Here is a 22500-nt window from a genome sequence, read left to right on the forward strand (position 1 = left end):
TCGACGACACCCCTTTGATGGACTCTCAGTTTGGCGGCAGTATAAGGTTCCGCGCAGCCGGAAACAAGGTTTGCGGGTCCGCTGAGCGGTTCCGCGGGGTCGCAAGCGAGAAGCCGATCATGAACCGGTCGGCATGCTTTCGCTAAAATGGGTAGACTATACTTGATAAAAGTTGCCTTCCGCGGAGAGCTTCCGATGTTGAAAACCCTTGACGAAAAGCTGGCCCGCATTCGCGCCGATCGCTCGTGTCGTGATTTCATTTTGGCCGACGCCAAGGATGCCGACATGGCCTTCGGGCTTTCGGCGCCGGGAAAAAGCCCCGAGCATCACGCAGGCGAGGCCCGATTTCGCACGTTGGACGAGTATCGTCAGATCATACGCGAAATCGTCGCGCAAGGGCTGGTGGATATCATGCTGATGAGCGCGAGCACGAATGAGGTGCTCACGATTCGGGAGCGTATTTTCGACGGTTCTCGCGTCACGCCCGCCGTTCGCGCCAACGATACGACCGACATCTGGCTGGCGGGCGGCGGCCTGGGGCAATACGATCGCCAACCTTCGCGCCCGTTTCGTACCGCAACGATCGACCACATCATGTGCGGAAAGGCCGCTTGCGATTCGGCGGAGCGGGCATTGGGGGCCGATTTGGGACTGTACTCCGTCACCTTCAACAACGACACGGAAGCCGATCTCAGAACGCTGGAAGCCTACCGTGCGTTCCGCCTGGAGGCGGAGGCGAAAGGGTTTCGCCACTTCTTAGAGGTCTTCAGCCCAAATGCACCGGGAGAGAACGCACCCGCCGATGTGGCTCGGTTCGTCAACGACCACATTGCCCGAACGCTCGCCGGGGTCACCAGTCGCGGGAGGCCGTTGTTTCTTAAGATTCCCTACTTCGGTCCCGAGGCCATGGAGTCGCTGGTCCGTTACGACAGCTCGGTGGTGGTGGGCATCCTGGGCGGTTCGGCCGGGACCACGTTGGACGCGTTCCACATGCTTTGGGAGGCCAAAAAGTACGGGGCGAGGGTGGCCCTGTACGGTCGCAAGATCAATCACGCGGAAGATCAGTTGACCTTTATCCGTTATCTTCGCTGGGTCGCCGATGATCAGATCGAACCGGCGGAGGCCGTGCGGGCCTATCACAGCGATCTGCGAAAGCTGGGCTTGACGCCGCAGCGTTCCCTCGAGGAGGACTTGCAACGAACGGTAAGCGCCAGTTCGTACTCGGGTCGCGCGGACGCTGCGGTCGCCGCCCGCGGAAAGACCGCAGTTAGTCGGCATCAGAACCGCACCGCAAATGACCCGTCCTCTCGAGTCACTATTTCCACCTGGCGAGCGCCGGCGGACGATCCGGACTTCAGCCGTCTCACTCCCGCCGAGAAGGCCAAGCTCAACCTGGAACGCTGGAAACGGATTCTCGGCTGAGCGTACTTTCGCCCCCGCCGTTTCGTGCGGGAGTTGGCGGAGCCGAATTCACCGCCCAGTGATACGGCACGCGGCTTCTTGGCGCGACCTCAGGCTGCCGCCCGCTCGATCGCTTCCGTCGGTTTTTCGCCCACGATCATCCAGGAAAGGCTGGGCGTCGGCATGAAGCCGTCGAACATCCGGAACAACGGCCAGAGCCGATTGAACCACCGCATCTGGCCGGGCGAAAGACGCCTGCGTCGCAGGATCCTTCCGGAAACAAACCACGCCGCGGCACCGACGCGGTTGAAAGACTTCTGGTGAATGACACGAAAACCGGCCGCTTCCAATTTGCGCTTCAGATCGTTCCCGTCATAGCGTCGGAAGTGTCCCAAGGCCCGGTCCAACGACCCGAACAATCGGCTATCCGCCGGCACGACCAGCACGCAACGTCCGCCGGGTTGCAACGCCTCGAAGAATCCCCGCAGCACTTGTTCGTCGTCCGGCAAGTGTTCAAGTACGTTGGCGCAGAAAATCGAATCCAATCTCTCGTGCTTCAAGGCCGCATATAAACTTGCATCATTCAAGTCGCCTTTTCGCACGGTGACGCCATGGCGATCGGCAAACCGGGCCTCCAAGATCTCGACATACTCCGGGTCATGATCCAGCAAGACCAGGGCCTCTCGACGGGCCAAGAGGCGGCTTAGGTTCCCGATGCCCGCTCCGGCCTCGAGCAGTCGACGTCCCAAAAAGGGAGACGCCTGTTCCACCATCCAGCGATTGTAGGTCGAGGCGCGGCTCACGGCCTCGAGCGTGGCCAGGCCATCATCGCGGGATACCCGCGTGTCCCAGAAACGGTAATACAGCAGGGCTGCCAGGGCCTGGACTCCGTCCCATGCACCGATCTTTTTGCCTTCGGCGTAGGTTCGACCGGCGTAAGTGATGGGGACCTCGTAGATCCTGGCCCCCAATTGAGCCAACCGGCAGGTCAACTCGGGTTCAATCGTGAACTTGCGGGAGGAAAGGTGCAAGCGGCGGAGGATGTCGGCACGGATGACCTTATAGCCGGTCTCCATGTCCGTCAGATTGAGGTCGTTGATGACGTTGGCAGCCAGCGTGAGCACCTTGTTCGCCAAGGTGTGCCAAAAATAGAGCACGCGTCGCGGGTGCCCCACGAAACGCGATCCGAAGACGGCGTCGGCCTTGCCGGACAGAATCGGTTCCAATAGTTGCGGATAGTCGGCGGGATCGTATTCCAGGTCCGCGTCCTGAATGACCGCCACGTCGCCGGTCATGTGTTCTATGGCAGTGCGGATCGCCGCGCCTTTGCCCTGATTCGCTTGGTGCCGGACGGCGCGTACGCGACGATCTTGTTGCGCCCAGCCCTGTAAAATCTCCCAGGTCCCGTCGCTGGAACCGTCATCGACGGCGATGATTTCAATTGCTAGAGAGATCGGCGAACGCAGCACGCGGCGAATGGCTTGGGAAACCGTCGCCTCTTCGTTGAAGACCGGCATGAGGACCGAAAGCTTCGCGAACCGACGAAGCCTGGCGCGGGTAGCATCCTCGCTCGAAACAGCGTTTGATTCCGCGGAACCCAACCGGACTTCCGAGTCGAAGACCACCGGTTCGCCTATTATTTGCGCCTCCGTGCGCCCCACCATGGACGTTTTCCCCCGAGAAATCGTTTCTCATTGCAACATCCGGTAATCTCCAGATTCTAGTGCGATGCGATTGACGCTCCAATAGCGATTTGCCCCTTGTCCGGCCTCCGCGGGAATTCGTCGAAATCGCTCGGCAGTTTGAGGATGCCCCGGTTGAGGGGCTTGCGCTATTGCCGCTTGCCTGGGCGACGGCATTGTGTTTACGCTCGAAAGTGCGAGACATTCGTCGCCTCAAGAATTTGCCGGGCGTGTTTTCCGAGGATCGAATTCGTGCGGCGTGATCCGAAAGTGTCCGGCGTGTGTGAGCGATCGCAAAGCCTAATCGCGGATAGGACTGCCTGGAATGCGGTTTCGAGATCGATCGGTATTTTGTCTTTTGCAACGTCATCTACGCCCCGAAGCCCGCGCCTTGCGGATCGCCCTGCTGGTATACGCGATATTCGGATGCTTGGGACCGATTCCGCTCGGCCTGCTCAATCGAGACGCTGTTGCCGGCCAACAAGAGGTCGGCGACGGCAGGCCCTCACCGAATCAGAGTTGGCTTCGTGAGGTTCCATGGTCGGCCGAAGACTCGTCGGCCTTCGTTTCTCAGATGTTGGAACCGATCGCTGAAGGCAGTTTCAACGTCCGCCCCGTCCGGCACGACGACGTGAGCCAGTGGGAGTTCAAAGGGACGTGCCGACTGGCAACTCCCTTTGAGGACGGCCGATCGTTGTGGCTCAAGCTGGTGAAGGCCGAGCGATTGGCGATTCTCATACGGAACCGACAGAGCGCAGTGCTCCTGCGTCTTTACCCCTCGTATCACCAAGCCTGGGCGGCATACGCGGTGGATAACGACGTGGCGGTGCCCTCGGCCGCGCGCCCCTTGGAACTGCTGGCTACCGACAATGGACGATATCGCCGTAGCGGCGGCGGAAGCGTGGCCGTACATTGGGCGTCGGGGCAGGTTGTTCTGAGTCGCGGCAATTTGCGATTGTTGACCGTTCCGTTTCCTGCAAAGCCCGGTGAGGTCGTGCTCGACGGCGATTTTCGCCTGCAAGACTGTCGATGGCATGATTTCTCTTCGCTTCCCGAGGACGACGTGCTTGCGTTCAATGCCGGAAACGGTGCTGCGATCTCGCCTCGCAACACGGATTCGCCGCCGGGAAAGTCCGGACCGGGTACTGCCCACGTGTCCGCGACGACCGAGGTGTTTCGCCCTCCGCTCGAATCGGCTGCACGGATGGCGTGGGAGAACTTGGGCGGCGAATCACCCGTCCCGCTCGAACCCTTGCCGGATGGTTCGGTTCGATTGGCCGCGCCGCCGGGTCGAGAACCGGCCTACGCAGCGTTCGCGTTGCCGGATGCGGTCCTGTACGACGTCCGCTTGGAAATCGGCCGAGCGACCGCGGGATCGGGGATATTCCTCGCGGATCAAGAACGGAAGCCGATCTGCGGTCTGCAATTCGATCGGACGCCGAGCGAAGGGATTCTGTGGCTCGGTTTCTCGGATGCCCGGCGAGGCGTTGAAACGAAAAACCGCGATCCCGGGCGAGAAATTATTCCCGTGACGCGGGGTAAACTCTACGTGCGACTACTGTGGGGCGCCGGTACCGTCAAATGGATGGTCAGCCCGGACGGCACTCACTGGAGCCTTTGCGGCCCCCACGCCGAGCGGATCGACCGCAAACCCATGATGCTGGGCGTCTTTCTCACGTCCGGCAACCAAGACCGCGTCTTAGAGTTGCGGGGGATAAGCTTGCGTGAGGACATACTTCTGCCGGACTGGCCGAGTCGCGAATGGTTGGGCTTGGTCCCGCAAGGAGTCGCCCGCGCCGAGAACATATACCGTTGGTGGCCAGAGGTCCGGATGGCTAGGCCGCTCGGCGCACCGGTCGCGGCGTGGACGGCGGCCTGCGCCTGGAAAACGCTGGCGGAGAATCCCTTTCCGTGGCTGTACCCCGATCTGTTGCGGGCATATTGGCTCGCGGTCTTGGATTCGGATATTCCGTTTGCGGAAAAGTTGCGAGGCAGTCGCATTCTGGCCGGCTACATGAACGCGCGCGATTGGGGCGTGTGGAATCTCTTCTACGAGCGGATGGAGGAAGCGGCCATCGAGGCCGCGCGGCGCGGCGAAAAGAACGTCTTCGAAGCCCACTCGGAACTCATGATAAGGACTCCCCTTTGGACCGAGTGGCAGAGAACGGCATTTTCCGATGCGCTATTCCGCGGGGAGTTGTTCACACATATCTATCACGGGGAAGATCAGGCCGCAGCGGACTTGGCACTGCAACCGCTTTTCTGGGCCGTTCCCGGAGATGATTTCGTAAGCCCGTCCATGCGGCGTCTTTCGCGGGGCGCCTTGGCCCGCCATCCCCGGTATTGCCCGCCGGGCTTGGCCATCGGCGCGGAATCCGCGGATCCGTCCGGTCCGGTCACTGACGATGATAAGGACGCCTATGCGTTCCGGCGCGAACTCGATGCCATGCTTCGAGAACAGGCCTGGTCCGAGGCTGCGGAACGCATCTGGACTGTGTGTGTGTCGAAGACACCGCCGAGTTTTTTCCCGCATCCCGATCGCGACGATCTGCTGCTCGGTATGTCGTGCTTAGTTCGCGTTCTCGAGGAGCGTCACCCCGAACTGAAGGAAGCTCTGTCGCATCGCTCTGAGGAGCAATCACAAGTTCTTGTTCGGGAGGCACAACGACGCGGCGACGAACGATTGGCCGTCTCCGTGGCCGAAGGGTTGCCCGGTCTTGCGTCGGCGGCGCAAGCTGCGGAATGGCTCGGGGATCGGCGCGCGGTATTGGGTAGGTTTGCAGAAGCCCGAAGCTGGTACGAAACCGCCGTCGCTTATTCCGCGAACGAGACCGATCGGCGACGCATTGCCGAGAAGCAGACTCGCGTATTGGGCGTTCCGAGCGGGGACAATCCTGACCCAATCGAAACGGTGAACGCGACCGACGCCGCTTGGTGTGACGCGGACACGGCAATCGGCGCGGAGTGGGAAGGCCCTGCCGAACGTGTCGTATCGCTGTTCGAGATCGCCGGCGATCGCATGGTGCGCCCCGAGTGCCTGCCGGAGCGCGACTTCGATTGGCCGGTTCGTCAGTTGGGCGTTACCGCGGCCGAGGATTGCCTGATTATCAACAATCAGCGCGACGTGGTTTGCTATCGCTTTACGGACGGCGTGCTGCTTTGGGAGCAGCGGTTGGGCGGCGATGACGGCAATCGGTCCGTTCCGCTGGCGAAAATGCGACCCATTCTCCACGGCGAGACCGTCTTTTGTAGAAGATGCACGTCCCGCGGCGTCGAGGTGGCGGCCCTGAGCCTTCTGGACGGCCAAGTGATTTGGAACGTATTGCCGTTGGATGGTGCCGTGAGCGATCCTTGGTTCGTGGGCAACGAGTTGTTCGTCTTGGCGGCCGATCGTTTGGGGGCCGGTCAGATGGGGGTAATGCTCGTATCTCTCGATCCCGAACGGGGTACGGTACTCCAGCGAATTGGACTCTTCCAATTGCGGAGAGTGTGGAGCGATGACTTGAACATCCTGGTGTATGCAAACGCCGGCACGTTCTTCGCGCAGGGAGAGGGCGTAGTGTTTCGGGCCGATTACTCGGGCAGGGTACGTTGGCTCCGGGAACAACCGTGGATTCCGCCGAGCGATCGCAGTTGGTGGCAGGCCCACCCGTGGTATGTCGCGGCCGCGACGGCGCCCCTTGTGCGCGGCGGTCGCGTGTATGTTCATCAACCGGGCAGTTGGACGGTGGAATCCGTGGACGTCGAAACGGGGGAGCCGATTTGGAGTCGCTCCGACGGTCGATTAAGGAGCATCCTAGCCGAGTGGAATGGTCGACTCTGGTTACAGACGGAGGACGGCTTGCTGGTCCTTGAGGAGGCGGACGGGCGAATGGAACGTTTTGCCCCGTTGCCGAACCTTTTGGGCGTAGGCTTTCTCGAAGGGACGCAACAATTGTGGTGCGCAACGTCGCGCGAGGTGCCCGGCAAGCGAGACGAGCGGGAATGGCGATTTCTCCGCCTCGATGCCGATACCGGGCGAGTCCTTGGCGCGATGAGCGTACCGGCCGAAGGAAAGGATTGGCAGTTCTTCGGACCGGTCGTCCCCGCGCCGGATGCAATCGTCTTCATGACGGCGTCGCGAAGTCAACCCGCCCTTCGGCGCTGCTATCGCATGGAACTGTCGCCTAAATCGCCGTCCCCGCTGTCTTCCAAGTATTGGGACGCCGACCACCGTGTTCGTTAGCGACAAGGGAAAGCCGATTCGCAGGTCGCGTGCTTGGGAACGTTGACATTCCATTGGGGGCTGCCAAAAATAGGCGCTAGATGCAGTGGCGGACCGCTGGCGTAGACAAGCCGTGTGAGGAACGACTCGCGTAGATTCGCCGTTGCCTCTCCCCATTCCAACCGGAACAGCAGAGAAGATGGCCTTGCATGTCAAGAAAGCCCTCCCGTCGCCGACACGCGGAGGGAGGTGGCTTAATAACGCGCCTCGCAATGCGCCGAGACCCCGGCGGCTAGGCCTGCGTCTCAATCGCTGCGGTTTGGCGCACTTCTTTTGCGCTCTAGTCGTCCTAAGCGCGTCTTGGGGATCAGCGACTGCTTCAGCCGACGAATGGGAAATCACACCTGCGGGTGAGCAGGCGTTGAATCGCGGTCTGAGTTGGTTGGCGAGAAATCAAGGCCCTGAAGGAAACTGGACTTCTGACGATCTGGGGTTGGTGAGTACCGGGGTGCTGGCCTTTCTCGCCGCGGGGCATTTGCCCGACCGCGGCGAATACGGCGGGCACGTTCGTCGCGCGATGGATTACGTGATCCGCGGCGCCGACTCTTCGGGATTGCTCAACATCGCCGAACCGCGCCGCGGCGTATACAACCATGGGCTATCCACTTTCGTCTTGGGTCAAGCCTATGGAATGACTCGCGATCCGCGGATGGGACCCACGCTCGATCGTGCGCTGCGTCTGATTGCCGACACGCAGTGCGAGGACGGCGGGTGGGATTATGTGGCGGTTAAGCAGCGGCAAGGGCACGATTTGAGTTTGGCGGTCATGCAAGCGCTGGCCCTCCGCAGCGCCGTGGACAGCGGGTTGGACGTTCCGCCCAAGGTGATCCAAGCCGCCATCCGCAGCGTGCGGGAACATTACACACCTTCGAATTGCCCGCGCGACGCCCCCGAAGAAGAGCAGAAACGGCATCCCGGCCAGTTCACGTATACGCGCGGCGGGGGCAATCCGTCGCCCGCCATGGCGGCGGCGGGCGTGGTGTGCCTTCAAGAATTCGGACAATATGACGATTGGCGAATCGGAAAGAACATCGAGGTGATTCGCAAGGCGGTGCGAGAGGCGGCCTCGCCGGATCGCGCGCGTCGGGAACGCCGTGCCCCCTTCGATCCGTACACGCTGTACTACGTCTCGCAGGCCCTTTACCAAGTCGGCGGAGAGCCTTGGCGGGAATGCTATCCGTTGCTACGGGATGCCGTGGTCGCTTCGCAGATCGACGATCCGAAGAACCCGACACGCGACGGGATGTGGTCCGCTCAAGGGCATGTCGGCGGAAAACCCGGTGATCTGTACATGACTGCCGTGTGCTGTTTCGTGCTGGCTATTCCCAACCGTTATTTGCCGATCCTACAGGAAGGCCGCATCGAAACCTTGGAGAAACAGTTTGGGACGCCGACGCCTTAGCCGCGTGCCCGCCGCTGTTGCGTCAGGGTTCTTGACCGCCGGTCGAAACGACGTCGTACAGTATCCGGTGATCCGCACGTAGTGACTTCATGGGGAACAGGGAACGATGTTCGTGGCGCCGTGGTTTTTGGCTGGAGGGTTGATCGCGGTCGCCGGCTTGACCGTCGTTCACCTGATGCACCGGCGGCGCTACCGCGTCGTGCACTGGGCGGCCATGGATTTTCTTTTGCAGGCCGTTCGCCGCAGTCGGCGCATGCTGCAACTCCGCGATCTGCTGCTTTTGCTGATGCGGGGTGCGTTCCTGTTGTTGTTCGCTTTGGGTATGGCGCGGCCGTACTGGCCGGGCCAAGCCGTCCCCGACTCGTCCGGCGCCGTGCATGCCGTTTTGATCATCGACAACAGCCTCAGCATGGATTACGGCGAGTTGGCGCGTTCCCTGCTCGACGATGCCAAGCGGCAGGCCGAGGCGCTGTTGCGCGGGTTGCCGCCGGGGAGTCGCGCGACCGTGCTGGCCGCTGCGGGATCGCCCCGCGAATGGTTATTGGGGGCCTATCCCGGGATCGACGACGCCGTTGCCGCCGTCCGCGAGATCGTCGCCGTCGATCGGACGCCGAACCTGGCCCAAGCTTTGGAACACGCGGGCGAGGCCTGCCGCCGTGTTTCCAGTCCCGCCGCCAAGCGAATCATCGTCTTCTCGGATTGCCAGAGCACGAATTGGGACGACGAGGGACTGCAAGCCGCGGCCAAGGGAACGGGGCGCGCAATCGAAGTGCGAGCGATCCGTGCCGCGGCGCCGAGCAATGCCTGGGTCCACGCCGTGTTCTTAAGAGACCGATTCTGTACCCGGCAAGACTCGGCCGTTTTCGTGGCTCAGGTCGGGTTTTGCGGTTCACGACCGCGACAAGGTGTTGAGGTTACGCTGCTCATCGACGGCGTGCCGGCGGCGTCTCAGACGGTGGACTTGCAACCGAATCAAGTGCGGGAGGTGCTCTTTCCGGCGGTATCCTTGCCGGTAACCCCTAGCGCCGAAGGCGTGCAGTGGATCACGGCAAAGGCGGTCCTCACTCCCGACGCACTGACCGGCGACGACTCCCGAAGCGTCCTCGTCCCCGTTTTCTCAGGATTTCCCGCGATCTTCGTCGACCAGGTCGGTCAAGAGGAAGTCGCGGCGGAGGACCGTTTGGGAGAGACTTATCTGCTCCGCCGGTTGTTGACGGCGAGCGAGGGCGAGGATTCAGTGATCGACGATCGATCCTTGACGGTCGTCACAATGGATCAACTTCGTCGAGAACTTTTAGCCGGGGCAAGGCTGGTCGTGGTGGCGGGCGTGCGAGCGCCGGGCAAGCAGGCCGAGCTATTGACCGAGTACGCGACGCTGGGAGGAAACGTTTTGATTGCAGCGGGCGGCGAGTTCGACCCTGCCGCGTGGACTCGCGACACCTGGGATGCCGGCTTGCCTCTACTCCCGACTCCGCTGCAACCCGTTCCCTACGATTCTCGTTTGGCCGGCGGCGATTTCGGGGGCGTTTTGCAATGGGATGCCGCCTCTCTCCAGGATGAGTGCTTCCACATCGAGGGAATGGCGTCGGAGGAACTTTCCGCCCTTTACCGGACGCCCTATTTCTTCCAAATCGTCGAGCCTGAGCCTGATTCCGCTCGGGACGATTCAACGACGAAATCGATTGCAACGGCGTCGGGCCAGCCGTGGTTGACTTGGCGGGACGACGACACGGCTCCCCGTATCACGGTGGTTGCGTCTCGGTCGTCAACGGAACCGGCGGCGGGCGACCATTCAATTTCGGACGGCGAATCCAGCGCCTCGGAGGTCGGCAATGACGCCGCGATGGCGCGTACGCATCAAGTTTCCGCCCGATTTACGAATGGTGCTCCGTATCTCATCGAGCGCAGATTGGGCCGCGGAAAGGTGTTGTTGGTGACCAGCGGTATCGCGCGCGAATGGAATACGCTTGCCGCCACGCCCGCCGTCGTCGTTCTGGATCGCCTTTGTCGTCGGCTGATCGAGGAAACCTTGGAAAGGCGAAACTTTTCGACCAAGGACGCGCTCACCGTGCTGATCCCCGCTGCGTATCGGGCAGACTTTTGCCGGATTGTGAAGCCTTATGGGGCGGCGGAGCCGATTGCGACAGGTGCCATCGGTACGCGTCAATGGGGCGCGGAACTCGGGGCTTTGCCGAAGCAGGGGGAATACCGTCTTCAGTGGTTCGACGAAGCCGTCGCGTCCGCGAACGAAGGCCGAGTTTCGTTGGCTGCACCGCGCACGGAATTGCGGTTCGCGGTCGGTTGTCCCGCCGAGGAGTCCGATTTGCAATACCTCGACGACGCATCGCTGTCGTCGGCCGTTGGGCCGGAAATTGTTCGGGCCGCGGGGGGGCGTGCCGATCGCGCGGAATCGTCGCAGCTTTGGCGATACTTGATCCTTGCCGGGGTGCTTTTTCTCTTTGCGGAATCGCTGTACCTGGCGTTTCCCCGGTCGGAGGTGCGGCCATGAACGCCTCCGCCATCCTCGCACGCCTGCTCGGGATTTCTTCAGGCACCGTTGAAGACGTCCACATCGGCCTGACGGCGCCCTGGGTTCAAAACGGCTGGGGGCGGCTTACGATCGCGGTGGTTGCCGTGATGGCTTGGGCCGTCTTTTTCTACTATCGCCGCCAACGATGCCCGAGGGCGCTGATGCGGGTGAGCCTAACGGCGCTTCGTGCGGGAGCGTTGGCCTTCGTGGTAGCGATCCTGGCCGAACCCGTGGCCGTCGTCCGCCTCAGTAAGCCGGTTCGTCCCGCCGTGTGGTTATTGCTCGACGACACCCAAAGCATGGCGATACGCGACGCTTGGTCGCCTCGGGAAATTGCCGAACTGGGGCCTCTGATTCGCGCGTCCACGAATGACTCCGCAACCTCGCCCGGCGACGGAGTTTCAGCGCACGGCGTCAACGCGCCCTCCCGCTTGGACCTGCTTCGCGGTCTGTTCGCGGCGGATGACGGTGCATTCTTGCGGCAATTGCGTGAACGCTGTCGTTTGCGAGTCTTCCGTTTCAGTCGGCCGGACGGGGTGGATCATCTGGATATGGACGACGCCGACAAGGGGTCGGGTTCGGGGGCGACGGACGGCGGCGCTATCGGGCAGGGGCTTACCGCGGGCGGCGGCGTCACGGCCCTGGGCGCGGCACTGGCGGATTTGGGGCGGCGCAAGAGCGGTCGGGAACCGAGCGCCGTGGTCGTCTTGAGCGACTTCAATCAGAACGCCGGTCCGCCTCCCGAGCCGATTCTCGCGAGCCTTGGCGTACCCGTTTACACGGTGGGGTTGGGCAAGGCCGAAACCGAGGACATTGCCCTGGAAATGCAATTGCCGCCGCTCATGAAAAAAGGCGAAGCGGCGTCGATTCGCGTGAGCGTTCGAAGTCAAATGCTGTCGGGCCGAAACGTCACCGTTCGCCTTGCGGTCCGTCCGTATCGCGCGACGGAGGCCGCAGGCGTTGGAGCTTCGCAATCCGGAGCGGAGGTTCCTACCGATGAAGAGCCTTTGCAACTCGTCGGCGAGCAAACTCTCACCTTGACCGATGAAGTACGCGACCTGGAATTCCAATACACTCCTTCGGAGGTCGGCCACTTTGCTTTTGCGGCGGAGGCGGATTCCCTACCGGAGGAGAGCGTGACCGACAATAATCGCGTCGTTCGCGACAATTACGTGCGGGATTACTTCTTGCGATTGCTTTTCATCGAAGACGAACCGAGTTGGGAATGGCGGTTCATCAAGGAGGTGTTCCACCGCGATCCCTTAGTCGGCTCGGAGGGTTTTCGCACGTTTCTCCGCTCCGCCGATCCGCAGGTTCGCGAACGGAATCCCCTGTTTTTGCCCGTGCTGCGAATGCCTCGCAAAGAGTTCTTCTCGCACGACGTCGTGATCCTGAGCGACGTGCCCTCGGACATGCTGACGGACGGTTTTTGCGAGCAGTTGGAGCAATTCGTTTCCCAATTCGGCGGCGGCTTGGTCCTGCTGGCGGGGCCTCGATTCGGTCCCGGGCAGTGGGCGCGATCCTCCCTGGAGCCGATGCTGCCCGTGCAGATATCCCCGCAAGCGCGAATGCGTGATCGACCCTTCACTTTGACGCGAACGCCGGAAGCGGCCCTGACCGATTTCATGCGTTTGGGCGACACCCCGGAGGAGGATGAAAAGGCTTGGGCCAATTTGGGGAGCGTGCCGTGGTATTATCCCGTGGAACGCGTCCGACCCCTGGCCGGGGTCTTGGCGGCGCACCCCAGCGACTTGTGCCTCGACGGCAAGACGCCTCAGCCGATTGTCGCGATTCAGCGGTACGGGCGTGGGGAGGTCGTGTACATCGGCTTCAATGAATGGTGGCGTTTGCGGCGAAAATATGGGGAATTGTACTACCGTCGATTCTGGGGGCAGTTGATTCACCGATTGGCCATGCGGCACGTTTTGGGCACGCAGAAGCGGTTCGTAGTGCAGACCGATCACACGCGCTATCAAGCCGGCGACGAAGTATTGCTGACTGTGGAGGCCTACGGCGAGGATTTCCAGCCCCTGTCCCAGGAGCAGATTCCGGGCGGCGTTTTGCGAGGGGCGATCGCGCCGACGGCGTCGAGCAATCCGTCGGGGGTCGAACGTGAGGTCGTCTTGACACAGGTTCGGCCCGGTTTGTTTCAATCGCGGTTTTCCGTCTTCGAAGAGGGCGAGTTCACGGTTCGAGTGTTCGATCCGGTCGCCCAGGAATCGGCGGCGTCGGAGTTTCAGGTGACAGCTCGATCCATCGAGATGGCCGCCGCGACCCGCAACCGCGATTTGCAAATGAAACTGGCCCAATTGTCGGGAGGTCGGAGCTACGAGATCACGGAGGCTTCGCGACTGCTTCAAGACCTGCCGCGGGACCATCAAAGGGAGACGATCATCGAAGAGGTCGCGCTCTGGAATAGCTGGGCGGCGTTCGTGTTGGTGACGGCGGCATTGCTGGCGGAGTGGTTCATTCGCAAATGGGCGCAAATGGCATGAACGATCTGGGGCCGCTGCACGCCCTATTGCAACGCATCGGTCGGCGACGACGGATGCTCCGCTGGTCGATCGGGCTGAGCGGAATCGTCGCGGTCGTCTGTGCCGCATGGCTGGGCCTCTTTGCGATCGATTGGGGGCTGCAACTAGGCGGGTTGGAGCGTGCCGCGGCGATCATCGCGACCGTCGTCGCCCTGGGTTGGTCCGTCCGTCGATTCGTCCTGCCCTGGTTGTCCGCGCGCGAAACGGAATTGCAATTGGCGCTTCTGTTGCAGCGTCTTGAAGGGATCGACACCGACCTGGTCGCGGCCCTCCAATTCGCGGCTCGGGACTCGGAGCCTTGGGGTTCCTCGGAGTTGCAAGCCGCCGTGATTCGCCGGGTCGCGAGCATCACGCCCTCATTGCCGCTCCGAGAGGATACCCCTCGCCGCATCGTGGGACGCCGGCTTCTGGTCGCCGCCTCCGTTGCGGCCTGCACCGCCGCCGTCGCGTTGGTCTTCCCCGAGCACGCCCGCGTCTTCAACAATCGCCTGTTGCTGCGTGCCGACTCCTACCCCACGGCGACGCGGATCGACGAGATTCGAATCGCGGGCCAAACGGTCGAACGTGGTCGATCGCCGGCGGAGATTCGCTGCCCATTGAATACGCCCGTCGATTTCCGCGTGAAGGTATCGGGACGCATTCCCCAAGACGGCTGGGTGCAATTGGCGACCGTGGAATCGCGCGAAAGCAGTCGCCTTCCCTTGCTGCAACAGAACGCGACGCCGGGTGCGTTCGCGTCCAATCTGCCGATCTTGACGGGCGATTGCGAGTGCCGCATCCGAATCGGAGATGCCTCGGCCGGCCCGATTCTCCTAAGGCTCGTCCAACCTCCGGAGCTACGCTTGGGCTTTCAAATCCGCGAACCCGATTACGGAGACGGCACGGATCGTACTCTGCGATGGCAGGAGGGCGTCCTTCAGCTTGCGGTACCGGAAGGCTCTTGGGTCCGGCCTTGGTTGATATCGGATCGACCTCTGAATCGGGCCGTGCTGTATCTCGGAGATACGGCCCTGACTTTGAGTCGGGTCGCCGAAGCCCCGTCTGCCGCGGCGGACATGAACAAAACCGCGACGCCGCAGGCTGTCGGTTCTAGCCGGGAACGCAGTGGGAAGACGCCCGAATACTTTTGGACATTGGAACGGAACACGACGTCCTTGGCGGACGTCACGGAACCGGTTCGCCTCGAGTTCGTGGTCGAGGATCGAGAAGGTTCGGGGCCTTTGAAGCTGCAAGCGATTCTTCGCCCGCGCCCTGATCAGCCGCCTCGCATCGCGGCGGAGTCGCGAGTCTCGTTGGTCCTCCCTCAGGCTCGGCCGACCATTCTGTGTCGCGCCTACGATGATAGGGGGTTGGTGCGGATCGAGGCCCGCGCGGAGCGTCTGCGGACTGATGGAGCCGCGGAAACGCTCCACACCTGGACGCTATGGAACTCGGATGGCCGCGCCCGGCGTCAGTTGGAAGAGCAGTTTCCGTTGGACCTTTCCGCGACGGGCGCCGTCAAGGGCGACCGACTCCGAATCAGTCTGACGGCGGTAGAGCAAGGTCGCGACGGGCAACCGGGCCGAAGCGTCGATTCCGCGCCGATCACCTTGGACGTAACGGATGAGCAAGGAATCCTCGCCGCGATGGCCGAGTTGGACCGAAAATCGGCCGATCAACTCCAGCAAATGATTGACCGACAACTGGAAGTCGGAGGATCTCCATGACCGCCCATCACCGCAATCAACTGGGTCCCGAAAGCCCCGAAGTCGCGCTTGCCTGTGGGCACGGCGGCAGGCTACGCGGAGGTTGGAAGGTTGGCTTGGTGCTCGGGATGGCGTGGATGCTTTCGGCCTCGGATATCGTGGGGGCCCGTCCGGCAACGGCCGAAGTGCCGAATTCCGTCACCGCTCGCGACATGGCTCGCAAGCGACTTACGCAGCAGCAGCAGGTTCGAGAATCGGCCAAGCGTCTGGTGAGCGAGCAACTCGACTTGCAGATGCTGCAACTCCGCGAAAATGGCTTGGACAAGCTGCCGCTGTACGCGGAATTGGCGGAGATGCGGGCGAATTTGGATGCGTTAGTCGAGACTCACATGCAAGAGGTCGTCGCGATTCTCGATCGACTGCAAGCGGACGATTCCGTTGACGAGCGGGAATTGCTCGGCCTCGCGCGCGAGAAGAGTCGCGAAATCTTGGTGCGCCTGCTTATGGAGCGCCAACGACTGTTGCGCCGTTTGAAGATGGCTGAGCTGGAATCGCAGGTGCAGCGTTTGATCGAAAGACAGACCACCGTCCGAGACGGCACGGCAGCCTTGCCGGGACTGACGGAATCCGCTCGCCCCTTGGCGGCGGTGAATTGCCGCGAAGACCAAAAAGACGTCGCGGCTTTGTATGTTCAGATGACCGCCTTGCTGGAAGACGTTGCCGGTTGGGGCGCGGAGATCGGTCGCGAGGCCGCCGACGGTCTTGCTCTCTTGCGGCAGCGGCAGAGCGAGGCCGAACTCGCCGCGGCAGTACAAAGCCTTGCCGACGCGAATTGGTCGGCCGCGGTGGGGCATCAGAATCGCGCCATCGAAACGTTCGAGGAATTATTGGAGCGTCTGCGAAGGGCGTCGGGATTGTTGGAACGGAACGAGCCTGCGCAACGCAACGCGGTCCTGGAAAAATTGGCCGCCAGGCAAGAGGAATTGCGACGGCGGACGGAAGCCCAGGCCGCCGATCCGGAGAACGCGGACCGTCTGGTCGAGGAGCAGTTGGGCATCCAAAAAGAGTTGGAGAAAACCGCCGCGAAACTACCCGACGCGGTGAGGACGCCGCTCGATCGAGCCGCAGCGGCCGCCGCCCAAGCCGCCGAGCAACTGTTTCAGGCGAACGCCGCCGAGGCAATGCAGCACCAGGATCAAGTCCTTGCGAACATCGCGGAGGCGTTGTCGCGGACCGACGACGATCCGAGTTCGCGGTCGCCGGACTCCGCTGTCACCGTGTCGCGCGACCCAATGGCCGATCTCGAACAGACCGCCGAAGCGTTGCGTCGGGCGAGGGAGGAGCAGCCCCGGGCGTCTGAGTCCGCCCGAAGAAATGAACTGTCGGAGGCGGCCGATTTGGAACGACGAATCGCAAGTGAAGTCGCCTCCATTCCCGATGGTCGCGAACTGCCGGAGCAAGTGCGATCCGCCGTGGAAGAAGCGGCCCAAAAGGTCGGTGAAGCTGCTCACACGTTGAAGGAACAAGGCGATGAATCCGCCGCAGATCAATCCGAGACGATCAGCCCGAACCGGAGTACGGGGCCGAGGGATCCTACGGACGCATCGGCCGACCGTCCTGCTCCTTCCTCGAACGACGCCGACGGTGCCTCGATCGGGGATGCAAGCGAGTCGTCGAGTTCCACGCCGAATCCGTCCGCCGCGGCGGCCACGCGATCGGCGGAACAAGCCCTGGAAAAAGCGCTCTCCGTGGTCGAGACCGAGTTGGCGGATCGGGCGCGGCAACGTGCGGCAAGTGAAGTCGTGGCGGCGGCGGGCGAGGCCTTCCGTGCGGCAACGAACGGGATGGACTCCGCACCCTTATTCGAGCAGGCCCGGCAATCGGCGCGGAAGTTGGCCGATGTCACGGCGCGCCAACTGGAGCAGGCTCAAGATGCCGCCAGGGCGGTGGAGCAGCATTTGAACCGGGAGCCTGCCGCATCTTCGGAGGCGTTGCGACGGTTGGAGGAAGCCGGGTCGGCGTTGCTTGAGGCCGCCGCGGCGCAACAGCGGGCGGCGGGAAGGCCTCAAGCGGCGGAAGCGATCGTCGAGGCGCCCAACATGCAAGCTGCCGTCGCCCAAGCCCGCGAAGCTGCGCGTGCGATGGCGGAAAGCGACGCTTCGCCGACCGGCGACGTTGCGGGCGGCGAGGACAGGCAATCGGCCCGGCAGGCGTCGGACGCACCAACGCCGCAAAGTAGTGCTGACGAATCTCCGAATCAGGAGGACGAACGTCGAGCCGCGCAGTCGCAGGTTGCCGAGGCGTTGGGCCGGGCGAGAAACTCGCTTTCTCAAGCGGCCGACTCGACCGAGTCGGCGGAAATGGCGGCGGCACTGGCGGCCGCACAGCGGGCATCATCGGCAGCGGGACAAGCCGTCGCTCAATGGTCGGCTTCGCCGGCGCCCGAGGTGCCTGCGTCGGTCGCATCCCTGCAACGGGACGCCGCTGAGCAGATTGCCGCCGCGGCCGAGAACGTCCAGGAAGCCATGCGGAGAATGGAGCAGGCGGCGCTGCAAGAGCTGGCTCAAAACCGACGAGCCGCACAAGCGTTGGTCGAAAAGGCGATTCCCGTGACGCCCCAAGCCACCGATTCGTTGCATCAAGCGGAGTCGGCGGCGGCCTCGGGAATGCAGCCCGAATCGGGGTCCGCGGCTGCTCAGGAGGCTTCCCGGGGAAAGTTCTTGGATGCGGCGTCCGCCATTGCCGCCCGGGAAATGCAATTGAAACAAGCCCTGGAAGCCGCGAACCGCCTGCCGACCTTGCTGACGCCCGAAGCGGTAACTCCATCCGGGAATCAAATTGCATCCAACGATGGGTCGTCCGAATCCGATGCGGAACCGGTCTCGGCGGCGCTGCGAGCCATTCAGGAACTGGCCGCCGGGGCAGCCAACTCGTCGGCGGTGATGGATGCGAGCGCCACACCGAAAACGCCCTCTCGCGACAACGAATCCGGTGTGTCGGCGTCCGCCCTCGCAACATCCCAATCCGAGAACCGTACAGATGGAGCGTCTTCGAATAATCGGGATGCGGGCCGCTATCCCGCCTCGCAATCGACGGCTTCGCAGGGACGGATGGGCGGCGAAACCGATTCCGCGAATCGCAGCGAAGCGGAAAGCGCCGGCCCGATTTGGATGCCCAATCTTCCTCCCGAGGTTCGCGCGGCGATTCGCGCCGCGGCGGAGAGTCCGCCACCGCCCGCCTACCGGGAGCGTTTGCGCAACTATTTCAAAAATGTCAAGTAAACGTGGAACCCCCAACGAGGTCGCCATGAACCAACCGGAACTGAGTCAGGGAGACGTTGCTCGCGTCCAGCGTTGCCATCAGACCTATCTTCGCCTTCGCGAGGAACTGGCCAAGGTCATCGTCGGGCAGGAACGCGTCATTGAAGAAGTGCTGATCGCCGTTCTGGCTCGCGGTCATGCCCTTTTGGAAGGCGTGCCCGGCTTGGCCAAGACTCTACTAATCAGTTCGCTGGCTGAAGCGACGCATCTGACTTTCAAGCGGATTCAATTCACGCCCGATCTGATGCCGAGCGACGTCACCGGGGCGGACATCATCCAAGAGGATCCCGCCACCGGAGAGCGCGGTTACCGCTTTCTGCCGGGACCGATCTTCGCCAACATGATCCTTGCGGACGAGATCAATCGCACGCCGCCGAAGACCCAGGCCGCCATGTTGGAGGCCATGCAGGAGCGGCAGGTGACGGCGGGAGGCAAGGTTTATCCTTTGCCCGATCCCTTCTTCGTGCTGGCGACCCAGAATCCCCTGGAACAGGAGGGAACTTATCCGCTGCCCGAGGCGCAACTCGATCGCTTTCTGCTGTATATCCACGTGGATTATCCGTCCGCCGCCGAGGAATGGGAAATAGCCCGGCGCGTTACGTCCGAACGGCGATCCGGATTGGAACCGCTTCTTACGGGCGAAGGCTTGATCCAGTTCCAAGAATTGGTGACCCGCATCCCCGTCGCCGACCAAGTGTTGGGGTATGCCTGCACGTTGGTTCGAGCCTCTCGGCCCGGGTCTCCGGAAAGCCCGGATTTCGTGACCCGTTGGGTTGCATGGGGCGCAGGACCCCGCGGTTTGTTGACCCTCATCATGTGCGCCAAGGCCCGCGCCGCGCTCCACGGACGATACCACGCTACCATCGGCGATGTGCAAGCGATTGTGAAACCGGCCCTTCGCCACCGCTTGGCCGGCAACTACGCGGCCCAGGCGAACAATCTCACGAGCGATCGACTAATCGAAATGTTGCTGGAGGCGGTGCCTGCCGATGTGCCGTATGATAGGCCGAGTGACGACCTTGCGCTCGCTCAATCCGCCGTTCGCTGACCGCGACCTCGGTTGCGGCTGACCGGGGAAAACTCACCCAGGAGTTGAATAACCGTGTCGCAGGGTGTTTTGGCGAAATACTTGGATTCGGAAGCCCTGGACCGCATTGCGCGGCAGCGATGGGAACCCCGGGGATTGGTCCAGGGAAATCTGGCGGGCGGACATCGTTCGCCTTTGGCGGGGTTTGCCGTCGAATTCGTAGGACATCGCCAATACGTGTGGGGAGACGATCCTAAGCACATCGACTGGCGAGTCTTTTTCAATCGCGATCGCTTGGTCGTCAAACAGTACGCTATGGAGACCAATTTCGTCTGTCATTTCGTGCTGGACGCCAGTGCCTCCATGACGTACGGGACGGGCGATCAGCAAAAGCTCCGATACGCCGCGCGGTTGGCGATGACTCTGGGATACTTCATCCTCCACCAAGGCGATAAGATTTCGCTGGCCACCTTCGACCGGGGACTTTTGGCATTTATTCCGCCCGGAAATTCGCCCGCGCAATTCGTTCGGATGACGGAGCATCTGGAGACGCTCGATCCCCGAGAAAAGACCGATATCGGGCGAGCCCTCGCGGAGATCGGCGAGCACTTCCATCGACGGGAAATCGTCGTGGTGTTGAGCGACTTTTTTTGCGATCCGGCGGATTTAGAGAAGGCCGTGCAGCAGTGGCGCTACCAGCGGCACGAGGTCGTGCTGCTGCATGTACTGCATCACGACGAATTGGCGTTCGAATTCGAGGGCCAAGTGAAATTCGTGGGATTGGAGTTGCCGGACGAGCTGCTGACCAGGCCCGACGAACTGCGGCGCTCCTACCTCCGCGCTTTTCAGGACTTTCAGGAAAGGCTTGCCGCGATTTGTCAACGGAACCGCGTGGAGTACCTCTTGGTCGATACGAGTCGCCCGCCCGCCGACGTTTTGGCCGACTACCTGATGCAACGCTCGCGATTCCGCCGCGCACGTTGACGCACGATTCGGGCTTCGACGCCCATGCCCGATCGCGGTCGCCGTCCCCCTTTGACATGCAGCCTCGGCTGTTTTTATAATCAACCGGATAGCTGCGAGCGAAGTAGTAAAGATGGCTTCGTGGTCTTGCGACCGGGTCACGGCGTAGTCAAGACTCGCCACTGCGGCGTTATGGCAGTGATAATGACGGCGGCCAAACGGCCCGATCGGACAGGTAGCTCAGTTGGTAGAGCACTGGACTGAAAATCCAGGTGTCGGCGGTTCGATCCCGCCCCTGTCCACTTGAACGCAAAGGCATCTGGGAACGCGACATTCTGTGTTTCCCGGATAATCAGTCACCTGGACTTGTAGTCCAGTGCACTCACGGCAGGTGCCCGGATCGGTGACGACCGGGGGGCTTCGGCGGTGCCGGTTGGCCTAGACACACCTGCCATTTTCGAGTTGCATTGTAGCCGGTAGCGGCTAAAATGGAGGCATGAGCATGGCCGAGCTCTCGGAGTACGTTACTGTTGCGGAGGCGGCAAAGTTGCTGGGTCGCCACGAACGCATTGTGCGTAGGTACATCGAAAAGGGGTATCTACCTGCCGAGCGAATCGGACGTAGCTATGTCATCGAGCGGAGAGCGATTTGCGAATTTCAGTATCCTAAACCAGGAAACCCATTACTGATTCGCTGTAAGTAGCGTATAGTGCGGCGGTTACGGAATTTTTCTGTATCCGCTTTTTTTCTCTTGCAACATAGCCGACATCGGCTATAATGCGGAAAGTAAAAGCACCGGCACCTTCTTAGCCGCCTCTGCGGCGACTGAGCGGGGGCGCAGAAAAACCAGATGGGCGTCCAGCCCGCAATCTTGTTGCGGAGTGAGCGATGCGATTGGATCGCGTCCCGTCGCAATTGGTATCCAACAATTGTGATAGAGGAGACCTCGTCCCGACGTCGGAGGGGAATCCGGTGGGGGCCTACGCCGTCGCCTGGTTCCTCGACGACCGTCGGCCCTTGGTCGAGTGGATGACCAAGGCGGAGATCGACGCCAACGCCGAGCGGGGCGGATCGTTCGGCAGCGACTCCAGTCCCTGGGAGACGGACTGGGCGGAGATGGCCCGCAAGACCGTGATCAAGCGGCTCTTGAAATATCTCCCCCTGGCGGATCGACGGCCGGTGAACCAATCCGCCACGCGGCCCAAGGGGGATTTGTATGGTAACGAGGCACGAGCGACTCCGCCGGAGTTTGCCGCAGGGGAAGGTGAGGTGTCGGCGGCCGAGAGATGCGTGGAGCGGTATCGCGAGATGATCCGGAAGGCCGGAAAGGCCGACATCCCGACGATCGCGGCCGCGCTGCGTTCGGACGACTGTTTGGACTCCGCGGAACGCAGTGAGATGTTCCAGTTATTGAACCTGCGGCAAGAGGAATTGAAGGGAAACCGGACGAATAGCCAATCTCGTGATCACGCGGAAGTCGGGTGACGACGTGCGCGACGGCCTCGGGAGGATGCGAAACATGGCGAAGCGTGAACGGCAGCTCGACATGACCGAGTGCTTCGACATCGCGGACATCCGGCGGACGATATTCCACACCATGGCCGGCGTATTCGGGGAGATACGACTTGACGATGCCTGCCGCTGCGAATGCGGCGCGATGATCCGGTGAGTTGTCAATCCGAGCGCTGGGTG

The 22500-nt window shown here is 62.1% G+C and carries 13 protein-coding genes and 1 tRNA gene; 13 read left to right on the forward strand and 1 reads right to left on the reverse strand.

Features of this window, described 5'->3' with window-relative positions; translation table 11 throughout:
- Positions 1-195: 195 nt before the first annotated feature.
- Positions 196-1422, forward strand: coding sequence for a beta/alpha barrel domain-containing protein (locus ACYQ6J_RS08810; protein WP_460183816.1), 1227 nt, complete (start codon positions 196-198; stop codon positions 1420-1422).
- 89 nt (positions 1423-1511) lie between these two features.
- On the opposite strand, the gene ACYQ6J_RS08815 is transcribed toward ACYQ6J_RS08810, so the two are convergent.
- Positions 1512-3065: a glycosyltransferase gene (locus tag ACYQ6J_RS08815; RefSeq protein ID WP_460183817.1), complete on the reverse strand. Its 1554-nt coding sequence runs from the start codon at positions 3063-3065 to the stop codon at positions 1512-1514.
- A 343-nt stretch (positions 3066-3408) separates the two neighbouring features.
- Here ACYQ6J_RS08815 and ACYQ6J_RS08820 point away from each other — a divergent pair, with 343 nt between their 5' ends.
- The 12 genes from ACYQ6J_RS08820 to ACYQ6J_RS08875 all read left to right on the forward strand — a co-directional run bounded on the left by ACYQ6J_RS08820 (position 3409) and on the right by ACYQ6J_RS08875 (position 22477).
- Positions 3409-7308, forward strand: coding sequence for an outer membrane protein assembly factor BamB family protein (locus tag ACYQ6J_RS08820; RefSeq protein WP_460183818.1), 3900 nt, complete (start codon positions 3409-3411; stop codon positions 7306-7308).
- 475 nt (positions 7309-7783) lie between these two features.
- Positions 7784-8749 (forward strand): prenyltransferase/squalene oxidase repeat-containing protein, encoded by a 966-nt coding sequence (locus ACYQ6J_RS08825; RefSeq protein ID WP_460183819.1) that lies wholly within the window; start codon positions 7784-7786, stop codon positions 8747-8749.
- Between the two features lie 112 nt (positions 8750-8861).
- Positions 8862-11258, forward strand: a complete 2397-nt coding sequence (locus ACYQ6J_RS08830; protein ID WP_460183820.1) for a BatA domain-containing protein — start codon at positions 8862-8864, stop codon at positions 11256-11258.
- Complete coding sequence (locus ACYQ6J_RS08835) at positions 11255-13774, forward strand: hypothetical protein (RefSeq protein ID WP_460183821.1); 2520 nt, start codon at positions 11255-11257, stop codon at positions 13772-13774. Before ACYQ6J_RS08830 ends, ACYQ6J_RS08835 begins: the two co-directional genes overlap by 4 nt.
- Complete coding sequence (locus tag ACYQ6J_RS08840) at positions 13771-15519, forward strand: hypothetical protein (protein ID WP_460183822.1); 1749 nt, start codon at positions 13771-13773, stop codon at positions 15517-15519. Before ACYQ6J_RS08835 ends, ACYQ6J_RS08840 begins: the two co-directional genes overlap by 4 nt.
- The gene (locus ACYQ6J_RS08845; protein WP_460183823.1) at positions 15516-18779 is read left to right on the forward strand and encodes a coiled-coil domain-containing protein; all 3264 of its coding nucleotides are present in this window, start codon (positions 15516-15518) and stop codon (positions 18777-18779) included. The genes ACYQ6J_RS08840 and ACYQ6J_RS08845 overlap by 4 nt, the downstream gene beginning before the upstream one ends.
- Before the next feature lie 25 nt (positions 18780-18804).
- A complete protein-coding gene (locus ACYQ6J_RS08850; RefSeq protein WP_460183824.1) occupies positions 18805-19866 on the forward strand; it encodes an AAA family ATPase in 1062 nt (353 codons plus the stop codon).
- 54 nt (positions 19867-19920) lie between these two features.
- Positions 19921-20829: a DUF58 domain-containing protein gene (locus ACYQ6J_RS08855; protein WP_460183825.1), complete on the forward strand. Its 909-nt coding sequence runs from the start codon at positions 19921-19923 to the stop codon at positions 20827-20829.
- Between the two features lie 208 nt (positions 20830-21037).
- Positions 21038-21110, forward strand: a tRNA-Phe gene (locus ACYQ6J_RS08860).
- Between the two features lie 200 nt (positions 21111-21310).
- Complete coding sequence (locus ACYQ6J_RS08865; RefSeq protein ID WP_460183826.1) at positions 21311-21511, forward strand: helix-turn-helix domain-containing protein; 201 nt, start codon at positions 21311-21313, stop codon at positions 21509-21511.
- A 185-nt stretch (positions 21512-21696) separates the two neighbouring features.
- Positions 21697-22293 (forward strand): recombinase RecT, encoded by a 597-nt coding sequence (locus tag ACYQ6J_RS08870; RefSeq protein WP_460183827.1) that lies wholly within the window; start codon positions 21697-21699, stop codon positions 22291-22293.
- 34 nt (positions 22294-22327) lie between these two features.
- Positions 22328-22477, forward strand: a complete 150-nt coding sequence (locus ACYQ6J_RS08875; protein WP_460183828.1) for a hypothetical protein — start codon at positions 22328-22330, stop codon at positions 22475-22477.
- Positions 22478-22500 lie beyond the last annotated feature (23 nt).

The sequence above is a fragment of the Thermopirellula anaerolimosa genome, from assembly GCF_054657335.1.